Source organism: Nonomuraea sp. NPDC049646, from assembly GCF_044465525.1.
In the GTDB taxonomy this organism is placed as follows: Bacteria; Actinomycetota; Actinomycetes; order Streptosporangiales; family Streptosporangiaceae; genus Nonomuraea.
This window is the reverse complement of record NZ_JBITLU010000014.1, coordinates 143,563-165,142: the sequence shown is the minus strand read 5'-3', so window position 1 is coordinate 165,142 and position 21,580 is coordinate 143,563. Positions and strand designations below refer to the sequence as shown.

Genomic DNA, 21,580 nt, shown 5'->3' with positions numbered 1-21,580 from the left:
ATGACGGCCACCACCCACATCAACACCGCCACCACCCGCGCCCCGCGCGCCACCCGTGGCTGGATGCAGTTCTCCGCCGCCCTCACCGACATCGTCCCCGACCTGGCCGACCGCGACGACCTCACCGTCTCCTGCGCCCCCGGCGCAGGCCGAGGCGCCCCCGGCTGCTTCCTCCCCAACCTCGGCAGCATCGAGCTCGACGGCCACCGCCTCGGCGTCGACCCCGCCACCTGCAACCCCCACCGCATCGGCGACCGCACCCGCTACGCCGCCATGTGGGGCGTGCTCGTCCACGAGGCCGCCCACGCCCGCCACACCCGCTGGACCGCCCACCTCACCCGCCAGCGCGGCGCCCACGTCGAGGCCGCCATCCTGCTGGAGGAGTCCCGCATCGAGGCCGGGCAACTGCGCCGCCGCCCCGCCGACCGGCGCTGGCTGCGCTCCTCGGCCACGCAGATCGTCATGGACGGCCTGAGCACCAGCAGCGCCACCAGCATGGACGCCTGGCAGGCCGCCCACACCGCCGCCCTGCTCCTGGGCCGCCGCGACGCCGGTGTGTTCCACGCCCGCGAGGTCAAGGATGTCGAGGACCTGGTCCTGGCCACCCTCGGCGCATCCACCCTGGCCGACCTGCGCGCCATCTGGAACGCCGCCCACGGCACCGCCGACGACGACCACGCCGCGATGCTGCGCCTGGGCCGCCGCTGGTGCAAGGTCCTGGGCGTCGACCCCAACAAGCCGAGCGACCCCAACGCAGGCCAAAACCAGCAGGGGCAGGGCCGGGGGCAGGCACAGGGCTCCAGCCAGCCGGGCCAGCAGGGTCAGCCGGGCCAGCCCGGCGGCGAGCAGGCCCCCAAGGAGCCCTCCCCTCTGGAGCAGGCCGCGCAGGCCGCCGCCTCCAGGGTCGCCGCCGCCGAGGACCGCGCCAGCAGCGCGGAAAGGAAGGAGGCCGAGAAGATCGCCCGCCAGATCGCCGAGGAGCAGCAGGCCGCCAAGAACGCCGCCAAGATCTTCCAGCAGGGCGCCGCCGCCCCCGGCGGCAGCAGCAAGGGCCCGACCAGGATCACCGGCACCCGCAAGCCGACGACCCGCGAGCAGGGTGCGGCCCGCGCCCTGGCACGGCTGCTGCGCAACGCCGCCCACCGCGAGCGCGCCGTCACCGTCACCACCTCGGCCACCCCTCCCGGCCGCCTGCGGATGCGCGGCGCGCTGGCCGCCGACGCCCAGCGCGCTGCCGGACAGATCCCCACCGCCGAGCCGTTCCTGAACGTCCACCGCCGCCACGTCCCCAACCCGCCGCTGCGCGTCGGCGTCCTGTGCGACGTCTCCGGCTCCATGCAGGCCCTGGCCGGGCCGGTCGCCTCCGCCGCCTACATCCTCAACAAGGCCGTCTCACACGTCACCGACTCCACCGCCGCGACCGCCATCTTCGGCAAGCAGGTGCGCGCCATCACCGGCCCCGGCCAGAACCCGACCGAGGTCCGCCAGTTCGAGGCCAACGACGGATCCCACGCCATCGGCGAGGCGGTGCAGGCCGTGAACATCGCCCTCGGCCTCGACCAGCCCGGCGCGGCCCGTCTCCTGGTCATCATCTCCGACGGCAAGTACGCCACCTGGGAGCGCGAGCCCGCACAGAAGGAGGTCACCCGCCTGATCAAGTCCGGGTGCGCCGTCCTGTGGCTCGCGCTCGGCGAGGGGGCCACCCCCTTCGACGGCGCGCAACTGGTCACCCTGACCGACCCGGCCCAAGCCGCCACCGCGATCGGCCAGGGAGCCATCCGCGCCCTGCGGGCCGCCTGACCCCACCCCTCGCGCCCGTGGCCCCGAAAGGAGGGGACACGGGCGCACCCGCTCCCCGGCCCGCCAGCCCCGGCCAGGCGAGCCGACCGTCCGAGAGGAACCGCCCGCCATGACCATCACCGTCCCTCCGCCGCGCAACACCGCCCGGCACACGCGGCACGCTAACCTCGTCAGCATGAGTGACAAGGGAGCTGCCGACAGCCCGCAGAGTCCCCCGGAAGAGGCCCTCGGCGCTGACCAGTTGCGGCCCGCCCGCTACCTCGACGCAGCCGGTGTCGGCCGCTGGTTCAACGTGCCCGGCACCACGGTCAATCAATGGCGACACCGGTACGACAACACCCCGATCCCCGACGTGATCGTCGGCGAGAACGGCAACGGCTGGAGGCCGGACCGTGAGGAGGAGTGGCGGGACTGGCACAAGCGCCGCATCGGTCAGGGCAAGGGCGGCGGCCGCCCACGCAAGGCTGGCACTGGTGGCGCCTGACCGCTCCCAGCCGGCACGTGGACCCAAGAGCGGCGCCCATCCGCCAACCACGCGCCGCCCGGCGGCCGAGAGCATCGTCAAGGAGTGGCAGGAAGGCGACGTCGTCCCCGACCTTCACGACTGACCGGCCCTCCGATCCGCCCCCGGCTCCCTAGGCTGGTGTGACGGCGAAACAACCCCCATCCTTGCCCCGACCCGCAGGAGACGCCTTGACCGCCACACCACAACGCTGGGCCCTGTACGCCCGCGCCGCAGACATGAACGGCATCCGCGCCCAGCTCGCCGAAATGCGCGCCTTCGTGGAAGGCGAGACCGACGGCATGGTCGTGGCCGAGTGCTCCGATCTCGGACAGCCCGGCTCAGGGCTCCAGGCGCTGTTCACCCTCGCCAAGGCCAGCGCCGTCGAGCAGGTGGCGGTGGTCAAGATGCAAGCCTTCGGTGCCAGCGAGCCCGAGATGGGCGACGCGATCGTCAAGATCGGCAAGACGGGTGCCGGGCTCAGCGTGCTGGCCAGCCTCCGCGAGGTCCTGGGCACGCCCGTGCCCGACCAGCTGGAGCAGCAGGTGCGCGACGTGTTCACCTCGGCCGGGATCGGCCCCGACGAGCTGGGCGAGCACGCCCCCACCTGGTACCACGACGGCCAGCTGTCGCTGTTGCGCAGGCAGTTGCGCGCCGCGCACGCCGACCTCGACAACGCCGAGGCAGACGGTCCGCCCGGGTTCGGGGTGCCGCCGGCAGTGATGCGGGCGCGCATCGCCGCCGCCCAGGCAGAGCAGGCGTTCGCCGAGCGCCTGATGGAAGTGGCACGGGGGCAGGCATGAGCGAGCACAGCCCCTACGACGTGTGGACCGCTCTCCAGCACGCCACGGCGTTCGACGTACGGCCGGAGCACATCGCGCTGCTGCGCCACGCGCGCAGCTCCTGGCAGGGCCACAAGGAGACCGGCGCACCCGGCCTGAACGCCCGAGGCCTCTTCGGCGGCGAGGACCCCTACGCCGACATCGCGGCCATCGTGGACGGCCACACCGGCGACGACTACGACGAGGCCGACGAGCCGCGCTACGTCCAGCTGTTCGGGGAACTGGCCCTCGTACTGGAGATCGTTCTGCAGTCGGGCAGCTTCGAGCCCGGCCGCTACGTCAAGCCGTCGCCCGAAGGCGCCTGGCAGCCCGCGGCCGCGGATGAGGGCTGACCCGCGCCTCGGAGAGGATCACAAACCGTAGAAATCGCCCACGCGGAGGGTGACCGTCTCTTTATGCTGTACGGATGACATCGCCTTCGGCTCCGGCCTCACCGCGCTGGGCGTTGTACGCGTACTCGGCTGCGGAGAACGGCCGCTTCTGCGGGATGCTAACGATGCCCGGCTCATCGCGCCCGCGAGGGCATCCTGGGAACTGCTACATCGTTCCCAAGAAGGAGGACAGTTCACTTTCATTGAGCGGAGGCGGTGGCTGATCAATCAGGTAGTAGCCGATTGGTTCATCGTCTCCCCAGATGAGGTCATCGGACAACTCCTCGCCCGACAGCCGTTCTAGGAGCAATATGGCGGCTTCGCGTCGATTGGCTTGCCAGGGAAGATCGTTGGACAGCCGTGCAAGTGCAGCCGTGTCGTGCCCGATACGGTCGACTGTAAATCTGGGATCGAAGGCCACGGCGAGCTGACTGTTGTTGACATAAGCTATTACTCGGCGCCAGCCATTCCAGCCCGGGAGCGGCCGACTCTGCCAGCATATAGCAGCTGCCTCGTATCCCGCGCGTGCGATAGTTGCTAGGGTGTTAATTTGTGCGCACTGGCAACTTCCGTTCGTTTCTGAAACTAGGGTTCCCTGGCCCCACTTCTTGACATTCGCAAGCCTTGGGTCTTCTGACCAGTCGCTTTGAGTTATGCCATCCCAGATGGGCTCGTATGTATCTAGATCCAAAGGGTGTGCGCCGATAAGTCGAACTGTATCGTGAGCGTTCGCGTTGGCCACATATAGGAGGCACAACTGTTCGACCGCCTCTGTCTGGACTTGCATTCATGTGTCTTTCTGGTGGCTGATGAGATGGCGCAGGGGCAGAAGATCTGCATCTTCCGCCCCTGCGAATATGCGATACTACTCGTATCTGGGAAGGACTCTGTTGGTGGTAATGACATTCCAGAAGGGGTCATCATACAAGACCCGATAGCGCCAGAAGAACCAATTTAGACTGGTTCCAGCGGACTGATTCTGGGTAGTATTTACGCGCTGTACAGAATAATTGTTGGTAAGCTGTCTGGTTTTATAGACACGACCCGATCCTTCCCATGAAGAATGGAACGGGTATTCATCACAGTCAGTGCCTGCCTGTGGGGGAAGGGTCTGGCATGTGGCCCAAACCCGATCTTCAGTTTCCTCTGCAATGTCGCTCTCTGTATCCACTCTATGCAAAGGCTTGTGGCGGAAGCTGTAGATGTTGGCCGCGATGTTTCCCGGTACCTCTTTCCCGGACTGCGTCGGCGCGGTCTGGTCAGGATTATTAAACGCTTTCTGAATGTGTTGGGCGATAAGCCCGTGACTGGTGCTTGCGGTGTCGTACGCCATGATGCGCTTGGAAGGATCGGGAAGGATGCACCCACCAAGGTGCCGGGTCATGTAGGGAACTTCGTCACACCGGACGACGGGAGGGTTATCCCGATAGATCCAGAAACTGTCGGAGCCGTACTTTGACCTGATGGTGATTTGAGGGCTTATTGTGCAAGTGCCGACCTGGACAGACCCTGGGCCTCGGTCAACGTAAGAGCTCAGAGTGAAGTCTGCGCGGGCATCACTCTGCCAGTCCGCAAGGCTTCCCGATCGCCGCGGCTCCGAGGGGCCGAACTGGTCACATTGGCGAGAAGAGGGCGAGCCGGCTCGGCGTACTGAGACCTCGATCTCCACACCTGTAGTGAGCCCCGTCCACCTCAGATCGCGGACTTCGTTCCGCACGTCGATTTCATTGTAGAAATGCGCTTCATCGTCGCGGAAGGCGCGAATACTGTTAAAGCTACCGATGCGCGTGTGAACGAGTGACGTGGCGCGGAACTGTACCCAGCCCAGGGGCACCTTCGACGTCTTGTCGTACAGGGTGACCCCGTACCAATGGGTGTAGCACCAGTTGAAGGTATTAACGTTGTACCAAATTCCAGCCTCTTTGATACAATCGTTAAACCAGACCCGCTTGTAACTAAACTCAGTCTCAGGTGGGGCGCTGGCCGTCTTCGCTTTTGCTTCACCTGTTGAAGGCGCCCGCCGCGAAAGCACTGATGGTTCCATGCCACACGGGCCGAGGTCGCGCCAGGCGGAGTGGACACCGGGCTCATCCCCGGGATCTGCCCATTCTTGCACGACTTCCCAAAGGTGGCCGTTGTGCGTGACTTTGTCGCCGTACCAGTACTCCGTCACTCGAGCCCATGCGGGTGCGGTGCAGTCGTTGGGGTCGGGGTCGTTTCCGCCGCAGGCGCCGAGATCCACCCAGGCAGGGCTGACGCCTGGTTCGGTGTCAGGCTGAATCCACCCTTGGTCGGCTTCCCACTCGTGGCCATTGTGTGTGACCTTGTCGCCGGCAAAATAGTTGGTTCCTGGCGCCCATGCGGGTGCGGTGCAGTCGTTGGGGTCGGGGTCGTTTCCGCCGCAGGCGCCGAGATCCATCCAGGCAGGATGTATCCCAGGTTCCTGTCCAGCTTCCGCACCTTCAAGTACGACTGCCCAGAGGTGGCCGTTGTGCGTGACCGTGTCGCCGTTGGAGTAGGTGGTTCCTGGCGCCCATGCGGGTGCGGTGCAGTCGTTGGGGTCGGGGTCGTTCCCGCCGCAGGTGCCGAGGTCTTTCCAAGCAGGGTGAACGCCAGGTTCGTTGTTAGGCTCTGCCCACTCGGAGGTGACCTCCCATTGATGGCCGTTGTGTGTGACCTTGTCGCCGTACCAATAGAATTGCCCTGAGGTCCACGTAGGCGCAGTGCAAGGTGTCGCGGCGACTGTAGTAAATGTCCATGTATGAGGCGCGCTCATGACGTTTCCGGAAAGGTCTCTGGCGCCGCTGACCTCTGCCGTATACGCCGATTTCGGCGCTAATGGCTGATTGGGAGTGAAGGCAATGGCTTGACCACTCTGTTCGCTGGCCGTTGTGCCAGGGACAAGGGTGCCAGCCGAGTTCTTGAGAGTTAACTGAGCTCCGTCGACCACCTCATTGAAGATGGCCTGCACGCTTGTGACGGTTGGAGCATCCGTGCTTCCAGAAGCAGGGGTCGACTCAATTACGGTAGGAGGAGAGGTGTCAGGTTCCGGCTCTGCGGAGGGCAAACCATCTGCTTCAACAACAGTTCCTGCCTCTCTATTATCTCTGATCTCCTCCGCTCGGGACCGTAGTTCGTCGACCGTGACAGGAAGGGGATCGAGGTCCTCTGGGACAGTGTCGACCCGCATGGCCAGCGCGCTTTCATAGGATGGCGGCTGGGTAAGTTCTGGGCCTTCATAGGAGTAGACGACAACCTCTGGCTCCTCCGGGGCATCGTAGGAGACGAAAAGCACGGGGCCGCGCCCGTCGACACCAGCCCATTCGGAGCTAAGGTATTCGCGGAAGTTCGACGTGCCGCTAGTATCGCCGTAGGCCGCGATCTGCAGGCCATAATTGGGGGCGCCGTTGGCCCAGGACCGAACGATTCCCTCGATGCTGTAGAAGAGTTCTTGTGACGACGACGAGCAGTAGACGTAGGATCCGTTGGCCTTCCTGATGCGGCCAACGCCACCACCTTTGAGAGCCTGCCCGGTGTTCGTGGTGGATGGCTGCCGGTCCCAGCGCAGGGCAACTGGACTGGACGAATCTAGCGACCAGTCAGTCGTGATTTGCCGCACAACCATGTTCGGGGTTTGGCCGTCGCCCCCGCAATGAGTTGTGATGTAGTTCCAGGGGCGTACATCGGCGTTCAGGATGGGGCGACCGTACCATGGGGCGTTGCTGAGGTTGTATTTCAAGTAGGAGCGGTAAATGTAGTAGGCGCTTGCGCCGTCATAGTTGTTTCTGCCGGCGAGCAGGCCATCCATGTATTGTTGATTGCTGCCTACAGTGTATCGTGAGTCATTGCTCACGAATGTGTCTGTCGGATACCCGGCTCCATACCAGGGCGTGGGGTTGGAAAGCAGCGTTACGGGATATGTTGTTGTGGGATTAGCCAGGATGGCGGCATCGGGCTTGTAGATCAGACTTGCGCCATCAATCTTGGGGCTAACTGTGCTGACGTTTCCGTCCGCAGGCGAGGCGCTTGCGGACGCATCCATCATCACCGCTGGTGTGAGGTCGGCGATCTTCTTGCCGTCATCGGTGACTTCAGCGAGCCCCGATTTGCTGCGATACTCCAGACCGCCGTCCAAGTTGACGGTGGTCTGGAAGGCAAGCTCTCCGCTCGGGCGCTGCTTGATAGAGATCTTTTGCCGGACCCCTGCAGGCGTTACTTCGAGTGTTAGGTCTATTCCCTTCCCGAGAGCGTCGGTGTACGTAGCTGTGTTGCCAGAGAGCGTCGGTGATGGCAGTTTTGTTGTAGGGAATATCTGTGCCAGACGATCGCCGGATTTGATGCGTAGCAGTGCGCCCTTGCCGCCAGCGGAAAGCCGAATTGCGTCCTTAACCGCATTTGGCCTAATGCTGTTTCCTTCGCGGACTAGGGTAGTGTCGATCTCCTGCCATTTTCCATCATCCGCTTTGAAGCGAACGGGTGTCTGGTAGACGTAGGTGCCGACCGTTTTGCCGTCCGGATTGGCCACGGTCGTCATATTCTCAGTGTGCATACCGGGAATCTCGACTGGCTTGCCCACGCTCTTTGCTCTGGCCAATGCGCCCTTAATAGGGCTCGTGGATAAATCAGTGCGCGTGGGAGTAGGTGACGGGTCTGCGGTCGCAGGAAGAGCGACCATCGCTGAAGTCATCAGGGCGAGGGTCGATACGAGTGCCGCACGGCGTCTAGATATCAGCCGGGGTAACACAGCCTTCTGGGTCATCTGTGCCCTTCATGAGAAGTCGTTGAGCAGAGTGATCTTCGCATAAGAGCCATATAAAGACAAAGGTCTTGTTGTGTATCGGGATGGTTTCACTCCGTCTAGAAGGCATCGCTGCCATACGTGAGAAAGTAGGAGTGGTGGCCCTTCACAGGAGTTGCTCATCCATCACCGTCGCCCGTGTTGGCGTGGCGACGGATGAAACTGCTAGCGATGCGACGAGGCTCTCCTGCGGTGTTGGATGTGCTACCGGATGGGCTGGCCGCCGACTCTCCGGTTCTGCTGACCGACTTTGGCGCCTGCCGGGAGCGCAAGCTGCTGGTCGAGGCCGGCCGGTGGGACGCCATCCTGGCCCGCTGAGCGCCGGGCACCGTCATGCGCCGTCTCGTGGAGGGCTACCGTCGCAACCTGCTGGCCACCATCACCGGATAGGGCCCCATCCGCGCAGGTCCGGGGCCCGCACGACCTCAGAGCGCAGACGCTCCGATCGGCGGCGTGCCGACCGCCAGCGTGGGACGGACCGTCCACCCGTCGTCGCCGTGGTGCAGCTCGGCCGTCATCTGGTCCAGGCCGGGCCTGCCCTGGTCGCGCCACTCCTGGGCCCAGCCCGCGAGCAGGTCGCTGGCGCTGTCGTCTCCGGCGGCCACCTGCTGGTCGGCGTCACGAGGGGTGATGAGGGCGATGCCGGCGGAGGTGGAGGCGCCGATGCGCCACACCGGGTCACCGAGCGCGGCCGTGGTCAGCCCCTCGGGCCGGGTGGCCAGCAGGAAGGCGTAGAAGTCGCCGGGCTCCTCCCCGGCGACGAGCGGCCCCTCCACGGTGCGGCCGGACGTCTGAAGCTCCTGCAGCAGGCGCCGGCCGGTGTCGCCGTCGCCCGAGCGCAGCCACGAGGCCGACAGCCACCACGGCTGCCCCTCACCGTCGTGGACGAGCGCGTCGACGTCGCGGGGCGGCACGATCCACTGGTCCAGGACGTGCGAGGTGGCCTCGACGAACCCCGCCTGCAGCAGCTCGTCCACCTCCAGCGCCTGGCCGTGCCCGACGTGAACGCGGACGACGAGGAAGGTCTTGGCCAGGTCCGTCACCTGGACGGGAACCACCATGACAGCCCCGGGAGCGGCGCGGCGAACCCACCCGTCGGGGATGCGCTCCACAGTGGCCCAGGCGATGACGCGGTCCACCTGCTCCCCGTCGTCGCTGGTGGCGCCATCGGCGGCCCGCAAGGTGACGTTGGCGCGGCCGTCGGCGCGCAGCCGCTGCCTAGCCCGCCTGATGAGGGCGGGGTCGATGTCGCTGGAGGTGACCCAGCCCTTCTCGCCAACCAGATGGGACAGCAGGGCGGTGGAGAAGCCGGAGCCGGTGCCGACCTCCTTGGCGCGCTGGCCCGGCTGCACGTCGAGCATGTCCAGCATGGTGGCGATAGTGCTGGGCGCGGAGGTCTGCGGCAGCTTGGAGCCGTCGTCCTCCAGGGTGTAGTGGATCTCGCTGACGTGGTCGAGCGCGTGCTGGACGGCTGGGCTGACGGTCATCGTTACGACGGTTCCCCTCTGGTCGTTGGTCATATGCGGAGCAGCAGGTGGTACGGCCGGTCAGGATGCTGCGATTCGCCTGCGGCTCCTGTGGCGGTCTCGATCCAGGCGTGGGTGGCGTAGGGCTGCATGCGTGCCCCGATGCACACGTACACGCGCCGGCCCCGGACAGCCGCGGTCAGCATGGCGGCCACGGCGTTCTCCAGACAGGCGGCCCGCCCCGGCATCCAGTGTCCCGCCCATCGGGCCGCCTCGGCGGCGATTTGGGCTTGTGTCGGGGTGGCCGCGTGCTGGCAGCGCCCGCCGAGCGTGCTGAGGACTTCGGATAGGACCGGGAACGGGAGCCGGGTCAGGCCGGCGGCGAGGACCTGCGCGGCCAGTGCCGAGAGTCGGTCGGCGAGGGTGAGCCGGTGCTCGACCGGCGGTAGGACCATGTGGCTCGTCATGGCCGCTCCTGCAGCAGGCCGTGCCCGACGAGCAGGGCCAGGTGGGCTTCGGCGTCCCGGCGGGCGGTGGCCGGGTCGATGGCGAAGCCGGCGAGCAGGGCCGTGGTCGCGATGTCGGAGGCCGCGGCCGCGTCGGCTCCGTCGGCCAGGGCGTGCCAGATGACGGCGGCGGACGGGTTGAGGCCGTAGACGCGGTCCCCATGGGTGTCCATCAGGACCGCTCCCTCGGCGTCGGCGGTGGTGCAGCGGACGCCTCTACGGGCGTGCAGGACGGGCATGAGCAAGCTCCTGAGGTCGTTCGAGCGGGGAGGTGGCCGGGCCCCACAGGCGGGGGCGAGGGGCTGCGAGCTGGCGGAGCCACAGCTCGGTGGCGAGCACGTCGCACACCGCGGACATCGGCCCCTCGGCGCCGTCCAGCAGCAGACCGGCGGCCTGGCGGGCGGGCGCGGCCTCGATCAGGCCGAGCTCGGCCAGCCGGGGCCGCTCCAGCAGGTCGAGCACGTCCGGCGCGGCCCGGCGCAGCCCCGAGTACAGGCAGGCGGTGAACGCTCCCTTGGTCCGGCGGGCGAGCAGTTCCGCGGGCACCAGCCCGGCCAGGGCGGCCCCGAGCAGCGGCTTGGGAGCCCGCGTGGTGGTGCGGTCGATGACTGGAACGGCGGAGCAGGCGGCGATGACCTGGTTGTCGAGGTAAGGGGTGTGCAGGTCCACTCCGAAGCTGGCGCCGACCTGCGCGTACGGGCGGGCGTCGGCGCCGGCGGCGCGTACCAGCCGCAGTGCTTCGGCATCGGCTCCGCCCTCGGTGGCCAGGTGGCCGGAGCGATCCGCGTGCACCAGCCGCTCGAGGTGGGCGGCCAGCTGCAGGCGGGCCTGCCGGGTCGCCCAGGCGGCCGCGGGGCTGAGAGCGCACCAGCGCAGCGCGGACTCCACGCCCCGCCGCGGCGGCACGGTCCCGCCGCGTAGTTGCCCGGCGACGGCGGCCAGGGCCTGCGGGTAGCTGGTGCGGGCCATGCGCAGCGCGGCTCTGACGACGGCATGGGCAGGGCGGTGACGCAGCCGCGCCCAGGCCGCGGCTTCGCTCAGGAAGCGGCCGGCGGTCGACGGCCGGGCCAGGTCGGCCAGGTAGGCGAGGGGACCGGCAAGGACACAGTCGCCGCCGTCGCCCGTCATGTGCAAGCCTCCGGCCGCGGGTGCGAGCAGGGCCTGATCGCGGGCCCACATCAGCACGTCCTGGGCGGGCTCGTCCAGCAAGGGCGCCCGGTCCAGCCGGGCCAGGGGCAGCGCGTCCGGGGGCGGGCAGATGACGATGTGCTCCAGGCCGGGGTCGGCTCGCGCGCACAGCAGGGCGTAGGCCAAGTCGTCCTCGCCGCCGCCGACCGGATCCACGTAGGTGATGGCGGGCACGGGGGAGGTCCGGTAGCGGCTGGCCAGCAGGGCCAGGCTGGAGGAGTCCAGTCCGCCGGACAGGTCGCTCGACAGGCTCTCGGCGCGGTCGGCTCGGCCGCGGACCGCGGTCAGCAGCGCGTGGCGGAGCTGTTCAGCGCCCTCGGCGAAGGGTAGCCCGCCCAGGCGCATGTCCACGGGTTGCTGGCGTGGTTCCTGGCCGCCGAGCAGCACCATGTGGCCGGGCCGGGACCGGCTGATACCGGCGAACGCCGACCGGCCGCCGGTCGCGTCCGGGAGGCCGGCGGCCATCAGGCGGGCGGCCAGCCAGTACGGGTCGGGTCCGGCGCCGGTGAGGTCGGCGAGCGGAAGCGGTGAGGAGCAGTAGGCGATGCCGCCTGCCCAAGAGGTGAAGAACAGGGGCCACGCCCCGGCCAGGTCCGGGACGACCAGGACGCCGTCGGCGCCGGTGCGGACGGTGGTGAAGGAGCCGGGCAGAGCGGCCAGCTGGTCCCAGGCACCGGTGCGGGCGGCCCGCCGCAGCGCGCTGGCGAGTTCGTCGTCGCTGGCCAGGCAGGCGCCCAGGATTGTGACCTGCCAGTGTTCAACGGTCAGGGTGCGTACCTGCCAGCCCCACTCTCCGCAAGCCCACAGCGGCGGCCGGTCCGACAGGATGCGGCTGCCGTCCGGGCGGGGCGGCGGAGCCGCGTCGTTGTGATCGCTCTGCGGGCCGGGGCACCATCCGGCGTACCAGCGCATGACGCTCCTTCGTCGTGCCGGGCCTGCTGCCCGCGCGGGGGCGGCGGGCAGCAGGAGCTGGCGGGTTAGTTGTAGTACTTCTTCTTGTCGGCGGTGTCGTTCTCGGAGGAGCCGAGGGTGACGGCGCGGATGGTGCCGAGGTCGTGCAGGGCGGGTGCGGTGTAGGGCTGCGCCTGGGCGGGCTGGGTGGTGTCGTCGAACATGAGCGTTCTCCTTTCGGCCGGGCCGTGCGGCCCGTCGCCCTCTACGACAGCCGAGGGGGCAGGCTTCGGCGAGGGTGTGCGCGCACCCTGCAAGATCATTTGCATACTGCGCAAGTCGCACACCGTCGCGGCGAGATCACCTATGGTGGCCACGCACGGCTGAGCTACGCTGAAGTCCCCCGTCCAGGGCCGGTGACCTCGATGCTGGATACCCCCCACAGCCCCGCACGTATCCCCACCGCACTGCTCGCCGCGGTGAAGGCCGCGGACTACCCCCTCGTCGTCCGGCTGGCCCGCCAGCGGGCCGGCCTGACACAGGAGCAACTCGGGGCCGAGGCCGGCTACTCGGCCGCCACGATCTCCCGCCTGGAGACCGGCCGGCAGCCCCTGCACGACATCGCCACGCTGCGCCGCCTCGCCCAGGCCCTGGCCATCCCCTGCCAGTGGCTGGGCCTGGCCGAAGAACCATCCCCCGGCCACCCGCCCACCCGCACCGTCCGCGCGTTCACACCCGCTGCCGCAAACCCAGCGATTAGGGTGGATCCTTCAACGGCAGGGGAGGAACACAACGTGAAGCGCCGTCACTTCCTCGCCAGCGTGGCCGGGCCCGCGCTCTTGAGCGCCACAGCCTCCGACACGGTCAGCGACACCATCACCGCACGCCTGGAACGGCTCCTGACCGACCCCAACACAGCCGCGCCCACCAGCCTGGCCACCCTGAACGCCCAGCTCGGCCGGGCCCGCGCTGCGCTCGCCGCCACCAGCTACAGCGCGGTGTCGGTCATGCTGCCGCCCCTCATCCAGGCAGCCGAGACCACCGCCGCCGACGCCGCCGGCCGTCTCCGGGGCCGGGCGCACGCGCTGCTCGCCGACGCCTACGTCCTGGCCGCCATGCTCGCCACCAAGGCCCACACCGACGCCGTGGCGTGGGTAGCCGCCGACCGCGCCCTGCGCGCCGCCCGCACCTCCGGCGACGTGCTCACCGTCGCGGGCGCGGCCCGGGAGGTGGCGATCGCCATGCGCCGGCAGGGACGCCACGCCAGCGCCACCGCCCTGCTGGCCGACACCGCGGCCCGCCTGGACGCCGGCACCGGCCAGACCGACCCCACCGTGCTGGCCCGCTACATCAACCTGCTCTGCACCGCCGCCTACGCCAGCGCCCAGGCCGACAAGCCCCATGACGCCGAGACCTTCATCGGCGAGGCCGAGCTCGCCGCCCGCCGGCTCAGCGCGTCTCCGCCCGCCCTCGGCATCCCCACGCCCGCCACGGTGGCCGCCTACCGGATCAGCATCCACAACGCCCTGGGCGACCCGGGCAAGTCCCTGACGGTGGCGCGGACGGTGGACCCCGGCCAGTTGCCGACCTCCGAACGTTACGCGCGGTACTGCATCGACACCGCCCGCGCCTGGGACGCCTTCGGGGACCGCGACCGCGCCGTCGACGCGCTGCTGGCGGCCGAGCGGGCAGCCCCGGAGGAGGTCCGCCGGCCATCGGTCACCGCGTTCATCTCCGCCATGCGGTACCAGCCCGGACGGGTCCCGCATCTGCTGCACGAGCTCGCCGCGCGCACGCAGAGCGTTTAGGTCCCACCGGGTGCCACAGCCATCATCTGACGTGACGCCGGTGGGCCGGGACGCCTGGCGCTCGGCCGGCCGTCACAGGCCGATGTTCGCCTTGGCCCCCATGTAGTTGCCTGCCCCGGGCCAGCCCCGCTGGGCCAGTGTGACGAACTGCTCGGTGAACCCCAGCGCGCCGAGCTCGTCCAGGGGAACGAAACGCACGCCGCGGATCGGCATGGTGTCGGCGCCCGCCGCGGTGTCGCCGACACGGCCGCCGACGCGGATGGCCTCGAACGTCATGTGAATGACCGTGGGTGTCGCCGCCGGGCAGGTGATCGCACACGTACAGCAGCCGCCCCAGCGCGACGTCGAGGCCGGTCTCCTCCCGCATCTCCCGCACCAGCGCGTCGCCGAGCGTCTCGCCCAGCTCGACCTTGCCGCCGGGCAGAGAGTAGCGGCGGCCGGAGTCGGTGTCCTGGTCAAGGACGAGGATGTGGCCGTCCTCAATGAGCACGCCGGTGACCCGTACCTTCATCACCTGCGCACGCTATCGCCATGGCGTGTGTTCCGGCGCCGCCTGGAGAACCACCCTCACGCATTGCTTTAAATCTTCCTGCAAGACGTCTTTCCGGCGAAAGATATTCCTGCATTCCGGCCTATGATCGGCGCATGGCGGGAGATCTTTCGGCAGGAGGCGTCTGTTGATCACACCGATCGAACTGGCAGTACTCGCGTTCGCCGGCTACCGCGCGACGCAGCTGATCGTCCACGATTCGATCCTCGACAGACCACGCGACCTCGTCCACGCCTGGCACCAGCGCCGCCCCACCTCCAGCCTCCGCACCGGCATCGTCACCCTCATCTCCTGCGTCTACTGCTCCGGCTGGTGGATCTCCGGCCTCCTGCTCGCCCTCTACCTCACCGTCGCTGACCTCTGGCCGGCCGCACCCATCGCCGTCCACCTGATCGAATGGGCGACCGTCGCGGGCGCCGCCGTCCTGCTCAACCGCCTCGACGACACCATGGGCAGCCTGCAGCGGGCGGCCGACCAATGACCGCCCCCACCCGAACGTCCACCCGGACGCCCGCGCGGACCGGGCTCACCGCGGCCGCCGCCCGCTTCACCAACCGCACCCTCAAGGGCGCCCTGCAGCGCATCGACCAGTCCTGGCAAGAACGCGCCTGGGCCTTCTACGACACCACCCCCGAAGTGCGCTTCGCCGCCACCTGGATCGGCAACGCCCTGTCCGGGGCGCGCCTGTTCGCGGGACGCCGCGCCGACGACGGCACCATCGAACCGGCCCCCGACGACCACCGCGCCACCGAGCTGGTCAGCGGCATCGCCGGCGGCCCCGAAGGCCAAGCCCAGCTCCTCGGCAACTTCGGCCCCCACCTGACCATCGCCGGCGAGGGCTGGATCATCATCCGGCCCAGCCCCGACGCCCAGGAGGGCACTGCCAGCCACACCTGGCACGTCCTGTCCGTCGCCGAGGTCACCCAGCAGGGCGGCAAGCTCACCGCCGAGATCGACGGCGTGCCCGTCATCATCCCCGCGCTCGACCCCGACCAGGCGGCCGACCCGGCCGACCCCATCGCCATCCGCGTGTGGGCGCCGCACCCGCGCAGGCACCTTGAAGCCGACAGCCCCGTACGCTCCAGCATCACCCTGCTGGAAGAGCTGCACCTGCTCAACGCCGCCGTCGCCGCGATCGCCCGCTCCCGCCTGACCGGGCGCGGTGTGCTGCTCGTCCCCAAGGGCGCCCGCTTCCCCGCCACCCCGGGCCAGGACGGCGCCGAGGACGACCTACTAGACGTGTTCATGACGGTCGCCGAGACCGCCTACCGCGAGCCCGAGAGCGCGGCCGCCACGGTCCCGATCATCCTCGAAGTGCCCGCAGACCTCATCCCGCAGATCAAGCTCATCACGTTCGAGAGCAACTTCGACGAGCTGGCCCTGAAATTGCGCGATGAGGCCATCCGCCGCTTCGCGACCGGGCTGGAGATCCCGGCCGAGATCCTGCTCGGCATGGGCGACATCAACCACTGGGGCGTCTGGCAGCTCAGCTCGGAGGCGATCCGGCTCGGCATCGAACCCAAGCTGGCCAACGTCGCCCACGCCCTGACCACCCAGTGGCTGCGCCCCATCCTGCAAGACGAAGGCGTCCCCGACGCCGACGAGTGGCTCGTCTGGTACGACACCAGCCCCCTGCGCGTCCGCCAGAACAGGAGCGAGACCGCGATCAAGGTGTACGAGCTGGGCGCCATCAGCGACACCGCGCTGCGCCGGGAGACCGGCTTCGACGACGCCGACGCCCCCGCCCCGGGCGAGCGCCCTGCCGCCCGCCAGGCGGCTCCTGCAGGCGAGGGGGATTTGCCCGTCGAGGAGACCAGCGCTCCGCCCGGCACCGAGCCCGCCACCGCCGCCGCGGCGCCACCCGCCGGCGGGCAACCCGGCGACGGGCTGCTCGCCGCCGCCGACGGCCTCATCTGGGGCGCGCTCGCGGCCGCCGGCGAGAAGCTGCTGCGCACCCCGGCCTGCCCCCGCAGCGAGCGCGGCCGCGCCAAGACGTTGCAAGGCCGGGTCCACACCCTGGTCACCGTCACCTCCCAGCAGGTCGAGCAGTGGCGGCTGCTGGACGGCGCCTGGGCCCGCGTCCCGGAGATCGCCGCCCGCTACCGCCTGGACCCCGAATGCCTCACCGCCGCGCTGGACTCCTACTGCCGGGAGCTGATCGCCGCCGGCGTCGAGCACGCCTATGAGCACACCGGCAGCGTCCTGCACACCTCCTGTCTGGCGGAGGCCGCGTGAAGCTCGCCCTCACCCTCGGCAAGCCGTCGGTCGAGCAGTGCGGCCGCTGCGGCCGCCTCCAGGTGCTGACCGTTCCCATCCACCAGGTCGACCCGAGCGGAGATCCCGGGCACCAGGTGCTCCTGGCACGCCACCAGGTGTGCCCCGCCTGCGGCGTGCTCCTGACGGTCGCCTCGGCGCTGTTCAGCAACCGTTTCACCCTGATCGGCGACTCAGGCGGCGGCGTCGCGCTGCGCTGCACCGCCGAGCCATGCCACGACGGCGGCCGCCCGCTCGCCTACCTCCCCGGTACGGCCGGCCATCCCGATCCGCGGGTCCCCGCCGTGGCGGCCGTGTTCGAGCTCGCCGGCATCGCCGTCGACCATCTGCGCGACGTCCACCCGCAGGAGCAGCCGTGAGCGAACCCCGCCCCACCGAGCAGGTGGTGCCCGTCGTCTCCGACCAAGGCTACGAATGGTGCCGCCGCTGCCAGGCCACCACCGTGGCCACCGCCACGATCTCCGCCGTCACCAGCGAGCGCACCTACACCATCGGCGGGTACGCCATCTGCGAGCAGTGCGGCTGGTCCCCCTACGCCGGAAACGCCGCGGCTGGCGATGGCTGAGCGCGACCCGCGGCAGGTGCAGCGCGACTCCGCCGACCGCGCGCTGAGCACGCTCGAGGACGGCCTGCAGCGCGTCGTGCAGCAGGCCCTGGACCGGGTCGCGCGCGACTTCGCCCAGGCGGTCACGGCCGCCACCCGCACCGCCGCCGCAGCGGAGGGCCGGCCCGCGCTGACCGCGCTGACCGCGGCCGTCGACGACGCCCTCCTGCGACAGCTGGCCGCCCTGTGGACCACGAGCCTGCCCGACCTCCTGGCCGCGCTGCTGCGCATCTACGCCGCGGCCGCCGCCGCGGTGTGGCGCCGCTTCACCTCCGGCCCGCCCCCGCCCTACCTGAAGAACCTGCCCGGTCAGTGGCGTGAGGACCCGGCCAGCGTCCCGGACCGGGTCCAGGACTACCTGCAGCAGGCCACCAACCGGCTGACCGGCGTCGGAGACCGGCTGTGGGAGGCCGCCCGCGCCGAGCTCGCCGAGGGCACGCTCGCCGGGGAAGGCGTCGACCAGCTGGCCCGCCGCCTCCAGCGGGTGTTCGCCGACGACGGTGCCCAGCTCGGCCAAGCTCGCGCCCGCCGGATCGCGCGCACCGAGACCGCTGCCGCGTGGAACCGTGCCGCCCTCGACCAGGCCCTGGCCCTGCCTGAGACCGCTCGGCCTTCCTACAAGAGCTGGCTGGCGACCGCCGACACGCGAACCCGGCCCGAGCACTGGGAGGCCGACGGGCAGACCGTTCCCCTCACCGCGCCGTTCACCGTGGACGGCGAGCAGCTGCAGTTCCCGTGCGACCCGACCGGGTCGCCGGCGAACGTCGTCCAGTGCCGCTGCACCCTCACCTTCGGTGACGAGCCGGAGCCGCCGGCCGACGACGGACGCCAGTACCTCGACGACGCCCAGATCGCCGAGGTGATCGCATATTTCGAGGAGCAGGGAATCGTGCGTGACGCCCACCCCCAGCAGAGCCTGTCGGCCGCATCCAGCGGACCCCACAGCGGAGCGATGATCGCCCTGGTCCCGTCCCAGGCCGACATCGAGCGGCTCGCGCTACCCGATGGCGAGCCTGCCGAGGAACTGCACCTCACGCTGTTGTTCCTCGGCAAGGCCGACGACATCGATCCTGACATGCGCACCCAGATCATCGACACCGTGACCGCGCAGGCAGGCGCCCTGCGCGGGGAGGACGGCGTGCCGCTGCCGGTCGAGGGCAATGCCTTCGCCGTCAGCGTGTTCAACCCCAGCGACGACCCGGACGCCGAAACGTGCATCGTGCTCGGCGTCGGCGGCGCGGACCTGCAGACCGCCCAGCGGATGATCACCTACGGCGTGACCGACGTGTTCGACCTGCCCGAGCAGCACCTGCCGTGGGTGCCGCACGTCACCCTCACCTACACCCGCGATGTGGCCCAGCTCGCCCAGCTCGTCGACCGGGTCGGCCCCATCACCTTTGACCGGCTCCGCGTCGCCTTCGGCGGCGAGGTCACCGACATCCCGCTCACCGCGCCCATCATCGCGCCCACCGCAGGAGATGACATGCCCGCTCCCGACGATCTGCCGCCGCGCCGCTGGTCCACCCCCGGAAACCTCGCCATCGCCTTCGAGAACGTCCAGACCGGCGACGGCCGCGTGTTCGCCCCCGGCGCCCTGTACTGGGAGGCGGGGCCGTGGCCGCTGCAGTACGCCGACGAGATGCTCGGTGGCCACGACGGCGCCGAGCTTGCCGGAGCCATCGAGACCCTGTCGCGCGACGGCGACCGCATCCCGGCCGCGGGCGTGCTCTACCCCAGCCAGTCCGCCGGCGCGAACGCCATCCGCCTGCTGGAGGAAGACGCACCCCTCGGCGTCAGCGTCGACCTGGACGACGTCGACATCGAGTTCCTCGACGCCCGCCCGGCCGACCAGCGCACCGCCGGCGAGGAGGCCGACGTCGTCCTCATGGCGTCCCTGACCGCGGCCAGCGTGCTGCGCCTGGCCGACGGCCGGTGGATGGTCCGCGCCAGCCACGTCGTCGACTGGACCGCCTCCAGCCACCCCCACGGGCAGGATGAGGCCGGACAGGAAACGGGCGGGCAGGTGCGCGCGATCCACACCGTGGAGTGGACCACCACCACGCGCGGCACCGTCGCCGCCACCGGGCTCCGCGCCCTGGCCGCCGCGGGCGCCATCACCGCCGCGGCGGGCGACCCCATCCCTGACGACGGCGAGGTCCTGTTCAGCGAGGCCAGCGGGGACTACCTCATGCGCATCACCCGCGCCCGGCTGCGCGGCGCCACGCTCGTGGCGATGCCCGCCTTCGCCGGCGCCCGCATCCTCCTCGACCCGGTCGACGCCACCGCCGCAGGAGACTGTCCGGAGCCGCTGGCCGGGCGCATGCGCGAGGTCATCGCCTACGTCGCCGGCAGCCCGATCCCGGTCGGGGCGGGCGACGTCGCCGTTGCCCTGTCCATGACCAGCGGCACGGCCCGCGACCACCTCCTGCGGGCCGCCAACGCCGGCCACATCCGCAGCCTGACCCGCGGCCTCTACGTCGCCGCCTCGACGCTCCCGGAGACCGCGCCAGAGCTGGCGGCCGCCATGTCCGGAGACCTGCAGCTGCCGCTGCACGAGGACCGCGACACCGCATGGGACGGAGGCCAGGCCGCGTCCCGCGTCCTGGCCTGGGCCACCGACGACCAGGACCGCGTCGACGCCGACCGGCTCGGCCGCGCGTTCCTGTGGCGCGACCCCGACGCCGACCCGGCCACCCTGGCCGCCTACAAGCTCGGCATCGCCGACGTGTTCACCAGCGACGGGACCGAACGGCTGGAGATCGTCGCGGCCGGGGTGTTCGCCGCCGCCGGAGCGCTGCAGGGCGCGCGCGGCGGCGTCGACATCCCGGCCACCGAGCAGGAGGAGCTGCGCGGGCGGCTGGACGACCTCTACGAGCGCATGGCCGAGTTCTACGAAGACCCGGCTCTGGCGCCGCCGTGGGAGGGCGGCGAAGGCATGGACGACCTCGAAGCCTCCGCCTGGCAGGAGTTCCAGAACCTGCCGCCGCTTCCGGCCGCATGGTTCGCCGAGCCCACCGTGAAGGAGCTGCCGCCCGACTCCGGCGGCGTGCACATCCGCGACGGCCGCATCTACGGCTGGGTCGCCCAGCGCGGTGTGCCGCACGAGGCGTTCCCCGGCCGCAAGCTCACCGTCGAATCTCTCGGCGACATCGACTTCTCCACCTTCCTCCGCTCGAAGTTCCAGCTCGACGACGGCAGCGTCATCCGGGTCGGGGCGATGACCATGAACGCCGGCCACCATCGAGACGGCGCCGAGTGCGAGACCGCCAGCTGCCAGTTCGACGACACCCGCACGGTCGCCGGCATCGTCACCGTCGGCATGAGCGCGGGCGGCATGTGGTTCTCCGGCGCGGCCGCCCCCTGGCTCAGCGACTGGGACCGGATGGTATTCGGCGCCTGCCAGCCCAGCTACCACATGCGGCAGCTCCCGTCCGGCCGGTGGTCGCTGCGCGCGGTGCTCAGCGTGCCGGTGCCCGGCCACCCGTCCCGGCTGGCGGCCTCGGCGGTAATCGACCGCGCCAACCTGGCGCTGATCGCCGCCGCCCCCGCACGGCCGGGGGAGGAGGCACGTCCCGGCGGGGAGCTGGCGATGCTCGCCGCCGCGGTGGTCGACGAGATGGAACGTCGCGCCAGCGTGCGCGCGGAGATTGCCCGGCTGGCCGATCAGGTCGCGCCGGCGCGGGCCGAGGTGGCCGCCAGCCTGGCGGCCCGAGTGACAGGGGGCCAGTAGATGGGATGTGGGTGCGGTAAGAACCGGCAGCAGCACGAGGTCGTGAACGCCGACGGCAACGTCGTGTTCACCGGAACCTCCGAGCACACGGCCAAGGCGGTCGCCCGCCGCTACCCCGGTAGCACGGTCCGCCCGAAGGGCGGCGCAGCTCCGGCCGAGCAGCAGACGACCGCTGCGGGCGACTCCCCGGCCGTGCGGGGAGCGGAGTCGAAGCCAGGCGCCTGACCCAGATGGGGTGCTGTGGTGCTCG

The 21,580-nt window shown here is 69.9% G+C and carries 20 protein-coding genes and 1 pseudogene; 12 read left to right on the top strand and 9 right to left on the bottom strand.

Translation table 11 applies throughout. The annotated features are described in order from the left end of the window. The 4 genes from ACIBQ8_RS35690 to ACIBQ8_RS35675 all read left to right on the top strand — a co-directional run bounded on the left by ACIBQ8_RS35690 (nt 1) and on the right by ACIBQ8_RS35675 (nt 3,476). Nucleotides 1–1,800 (top strand): vWA domain-containing protein, encoded by a 1,800-nt coding sequence (locus tag ACIBQ8_RS35690; RefSeq protein WP_397194212.1) that lies wholly within the window; start codon nt 1–3, stop codon nt 1,798–1,800. Nucleotides 1,801–1,909: 109 nt separating this feature from the next. Further along, a complete protein-coding gene (locus tag ACIBQ8_RS35685; protein ID WP_397194211.1) occupies nt 1,910–2,284 on the top strand; it encodes a hypothetical protein in 375 nt (124 codons plus the stop codon). A gap of 209 nt (nt 2,285–2,493) precedes the next feature. Beyond that, the gene (locus ACIBQ8_RS35680; RefSeq protein ID WP_397194210.1) at nt 2,494–3,105 is read left to right on the top strand and encodes a hypothetical protein; all 612 of its coding nucleotides are present in this window, start codon (nt 2,494–2,496) and stop codon (nt 3,103–3,105) included. Next, a complete protein-coding gene (locus ACIBQ8_RS35675; RefSeq protein WP_397194209.1) occupies nt 3,102–3,476 on the top strand; it encodes a hypothetical protein in 375 nt (124 codons plus the stop codon). Before ACIBQ8_RS35680 ends, ACIBQ8_RS35675 begins: the two co-directional genes overlap by 4 nt. Before the next feature lie 205 nt (nt 3,477–3,681). Here the strand turns inward: ACIBQ8_RS35675 and ACIBQ8_RS35670 are convergent, their stop codons facing one another. Together ACIBQ8_RS35670 and ACIBQ8_RS35665 are read right to left on the bottom strand one after the other, a co-directional pair. Then, a complete protein-coding gene (locus tag ACIBQ8_RS35670; protein WP_397194208.1) occupies nt 3,682–3,936 on the bottom strand; it encodes a hypothetical protein in 255 nt (84 codons plus the stop codon). Between the two features lie 444 nt (nt 3,937–4,380). Continuing rightward, the gene (locus tag ACIBQ8_RS35665; protein WP_397194207.1) at nt 4,381–8,049 is read right to left on the bottom strand and encodes a carbohydrate-binding protein; all 3,669 of its coding nucleotides are present in this window, start codon (nt 8,047–8,049) and stop codon (nt 4,381–4,383) included. 459 nt (nt 8,050–8,508) lie between these two features. On the opposite strand from ACIBQ8_RS35665, the gene ACIBQ8_RS35660 reads away from it, so the two are divergent. Then, nucleotides 8,509–8,631, top strand: a complete 123-nt coding sequence (locus ACIBQ8_RS35660; RefSeq protein WP_397194206.1) for a hypothetical protein — start codon at nt 8,509–8,511, stop codon at nt 8,629–8,631. Between the two features lie 107 nt (nt 8,632–8,738). On the opposite strand, the gene ACIBQ8_RS35655 is transcribed toward ACIBQ8_RS35660, so the two are convergent. From ACIBQ8_RS35655 to ACIBQ8_RS35635, 5 genes are all read right to left on the bottom strand, one after another. After that, nucleotides 8,739–9,800 (bottom strand): protein-L-isoaspartate O-methyltransferase, encoded by a 1,062-nt coding sequence (locus ACIBQ8_RS35655; RefSeq protein ID WP_397194205.1) that lies wholly within the window; start codon nt 9,798–9,800, stop codon nt 8,739–8,741. Nucleotides 9,801–9,829: 29 nt separating this feature from the next. Continuing rightward, nucleotides 9,830–10,246, bottom strand: a complete 417-nt coding sequence (locus tag ACIBQ8_RS35650; RefSeq protein ID WP_397194204.1) for a lasso peptide biosynthesis B2 protein — start codon at nt 10,244–10,246, stop codon at nt 9,830–9,832. Continuing rightward, nucleotides 10,243–10,524, bottom strand: a complete 282-nt coding sequence (locus tag ACIBQ8_RS35645; RefSeq protein WP_397194203.1) for a PqqD family protein — start codon at nt 10,522–10,524, stop codon at nt 10,243–10,245. The genes ACIBQ8_RS35650 and ACIBQ8_RS35645 overlap by 4 nt, the downstream gene beginning before the upstream one ends. Continuing rightward, entirely contained in the window at nt 10,502–12,385 is a 1,884-nt protein-coding gene (locus ACIBQ8_RS35640; protein WP_397194202.1) for an albusnodin/ikarugamycin family macrolactam cyclase, read from the bottom strand. Before ACIBQ8_RS35640 ends, ACIBQ8_RS35645 begins: the two co-directional genes overlap by 23 nt. Nucleotides 12,386–12,450: 65 nt before the next feature. Next, the gene (locus tag ACIBQ8_RS35635) at nt 12,451–12,588 is read right to left on the bottom strand and encodes a lasso RiPP family leader peptide-containing protein (RefSeq protein WP_397194201.1); all 138 of its coding nucleotides are present in this window, start codon (nt 12,586–12,588) and stop codon (nt 12,451–12,453) included. Nucleotides 12,589–12,789: 201 nt separating this feature from the next. Between ACIBQ8_RS35635 and ACIBQ8_RS35630 the strand changes: the two genes are divergently transcribed. Continuing rightward, nucleotides 12,790–14,172, top strand: a complete 1,383-nt coding sequence (locus ACIBQ8_RS35630) for a multiprotein-bridging factor 1 family protein (RefSeq protein ID WP_397194200.1) — start codon at nt 12,790–12,792, stop codon at nt 14,170–14,172. Between the two features lie 72 nt (nt 14,173–14,244). Here ACIBQ8_RS35630 and ACIBQ8_RS35625 read toward each other — a convergent pair whose 3' ends face one another. Together ACIBQ8_RS35625 and ACIBQ8_RS35620 are read right to left on the bottom strand one after the other, a co-directional pair. Further along, entirely contained in the window at nt 14,245–14,448 is a 204-nt protein-coding gene (locus tag ACIBQ8_RS35625) for a hypothetical protein (protein ID WP_397194326.1), read from the bottom strand. 70 nt (nt 14,449–14,518) lie between these two features. Next, nucleotides 14,519–14,683: pseudogene (locus tag ACIBQ8_RS35620) on the bottom strand (NUDIX domain-containing protein); the annotation flags it as partial. 166 nt (nt 14,684–14,849) lie between these two features. Here ACIBQ8_RS35620 and ACIBQ8_RS35615 point away from each other — a divergent pair. From ACIBQ8_RS35615 to ACIBQ8_RS35590, 6 genes are read left to right on the top strand one after another with little or no spacing between them, the layout of a single operon-like run. Beyond that, the gene (locus ACIBQ8_RS35615) at nt 14,850–15,203 is read left to right on the top strand and encodes a DUF1360 domain-containing protein (RefSeq protein ID WP_397194199.1); all 354 of its coding nucleotides are present in this window, start codon (nt 14,850–14,852) and stop codon (nt 15,201–15,203) included. Further along, nucleotides 15,200–16,957, top strand: a complete 1,758-nt coding sequence (locus ACIBQ8_RS35610) for a hypothetical protein (RefSeq protein ID WP_397194198.1) — start codon at nt 15,200–15,202, stop codon at nt 16,955–16,957. The genes ACIBQ8_RS35615 and ACIBQ8_RS35610 overlap by 4 nt, the downstream gene beginning before the upstream one ends. Next, nucleotides 16,954–17,355, top strand: coding sequence for a hypothetical protein (locus tag ACIBQ8_RS35605; RefSeq protein WP_397194197.1), 402 nt, complete (start codon nt 16,954–16,956; stop codon nt 17,353–17,355). Before ACIBQ8_RS35610 ends, ACIBQ8_RS35605 begins: the two co-directional genes overlap by 4 nt. Beyond that, nucleotides 17,352–17,561: a hypothetical protein gene (locus tag ACIBQ8_RS35600; RefSeq protein ID WP_397194196.1), complete on the top strand. Its 210-nt coding sequence runs from the start codon at nt 17,352–17,354 to the stop codon at nt 17,559–17,561. The genes ACIBQ8_RS35605 and ACIBQ8_RS35600 overlap by 4 nt, the downstream gene beginning before the upstream one ends. Beyond that, entirely contained in the window at nt 17,554–21,330 is a 3,777-nt protein-coding gene (locus ACIBQ8_RS35595) for a phage minor head protein (RefSeq protein ID WP_397194195.1), read from the top strand. Before ACIBQ8_RS35600 ends, ACIBQ8_RS35595 begins: the two co-directional genes overlap by 8 nt. Then, nucleotides 21,331–21,555 carry a hypothetical protein gene (locus ACIBQ8_RS35590; protein ID WP_397194194.1) on the top strand — a complete coding sequence of 75 codons (225 nt, stop codon included), beginning with the start codon at nt 21,331–21,333 and terminating at the stop codon, nt 21,553–21,555. The last annotated feature ends 25 nt before the right edge of the window (nt 21,556–21,580 follow it).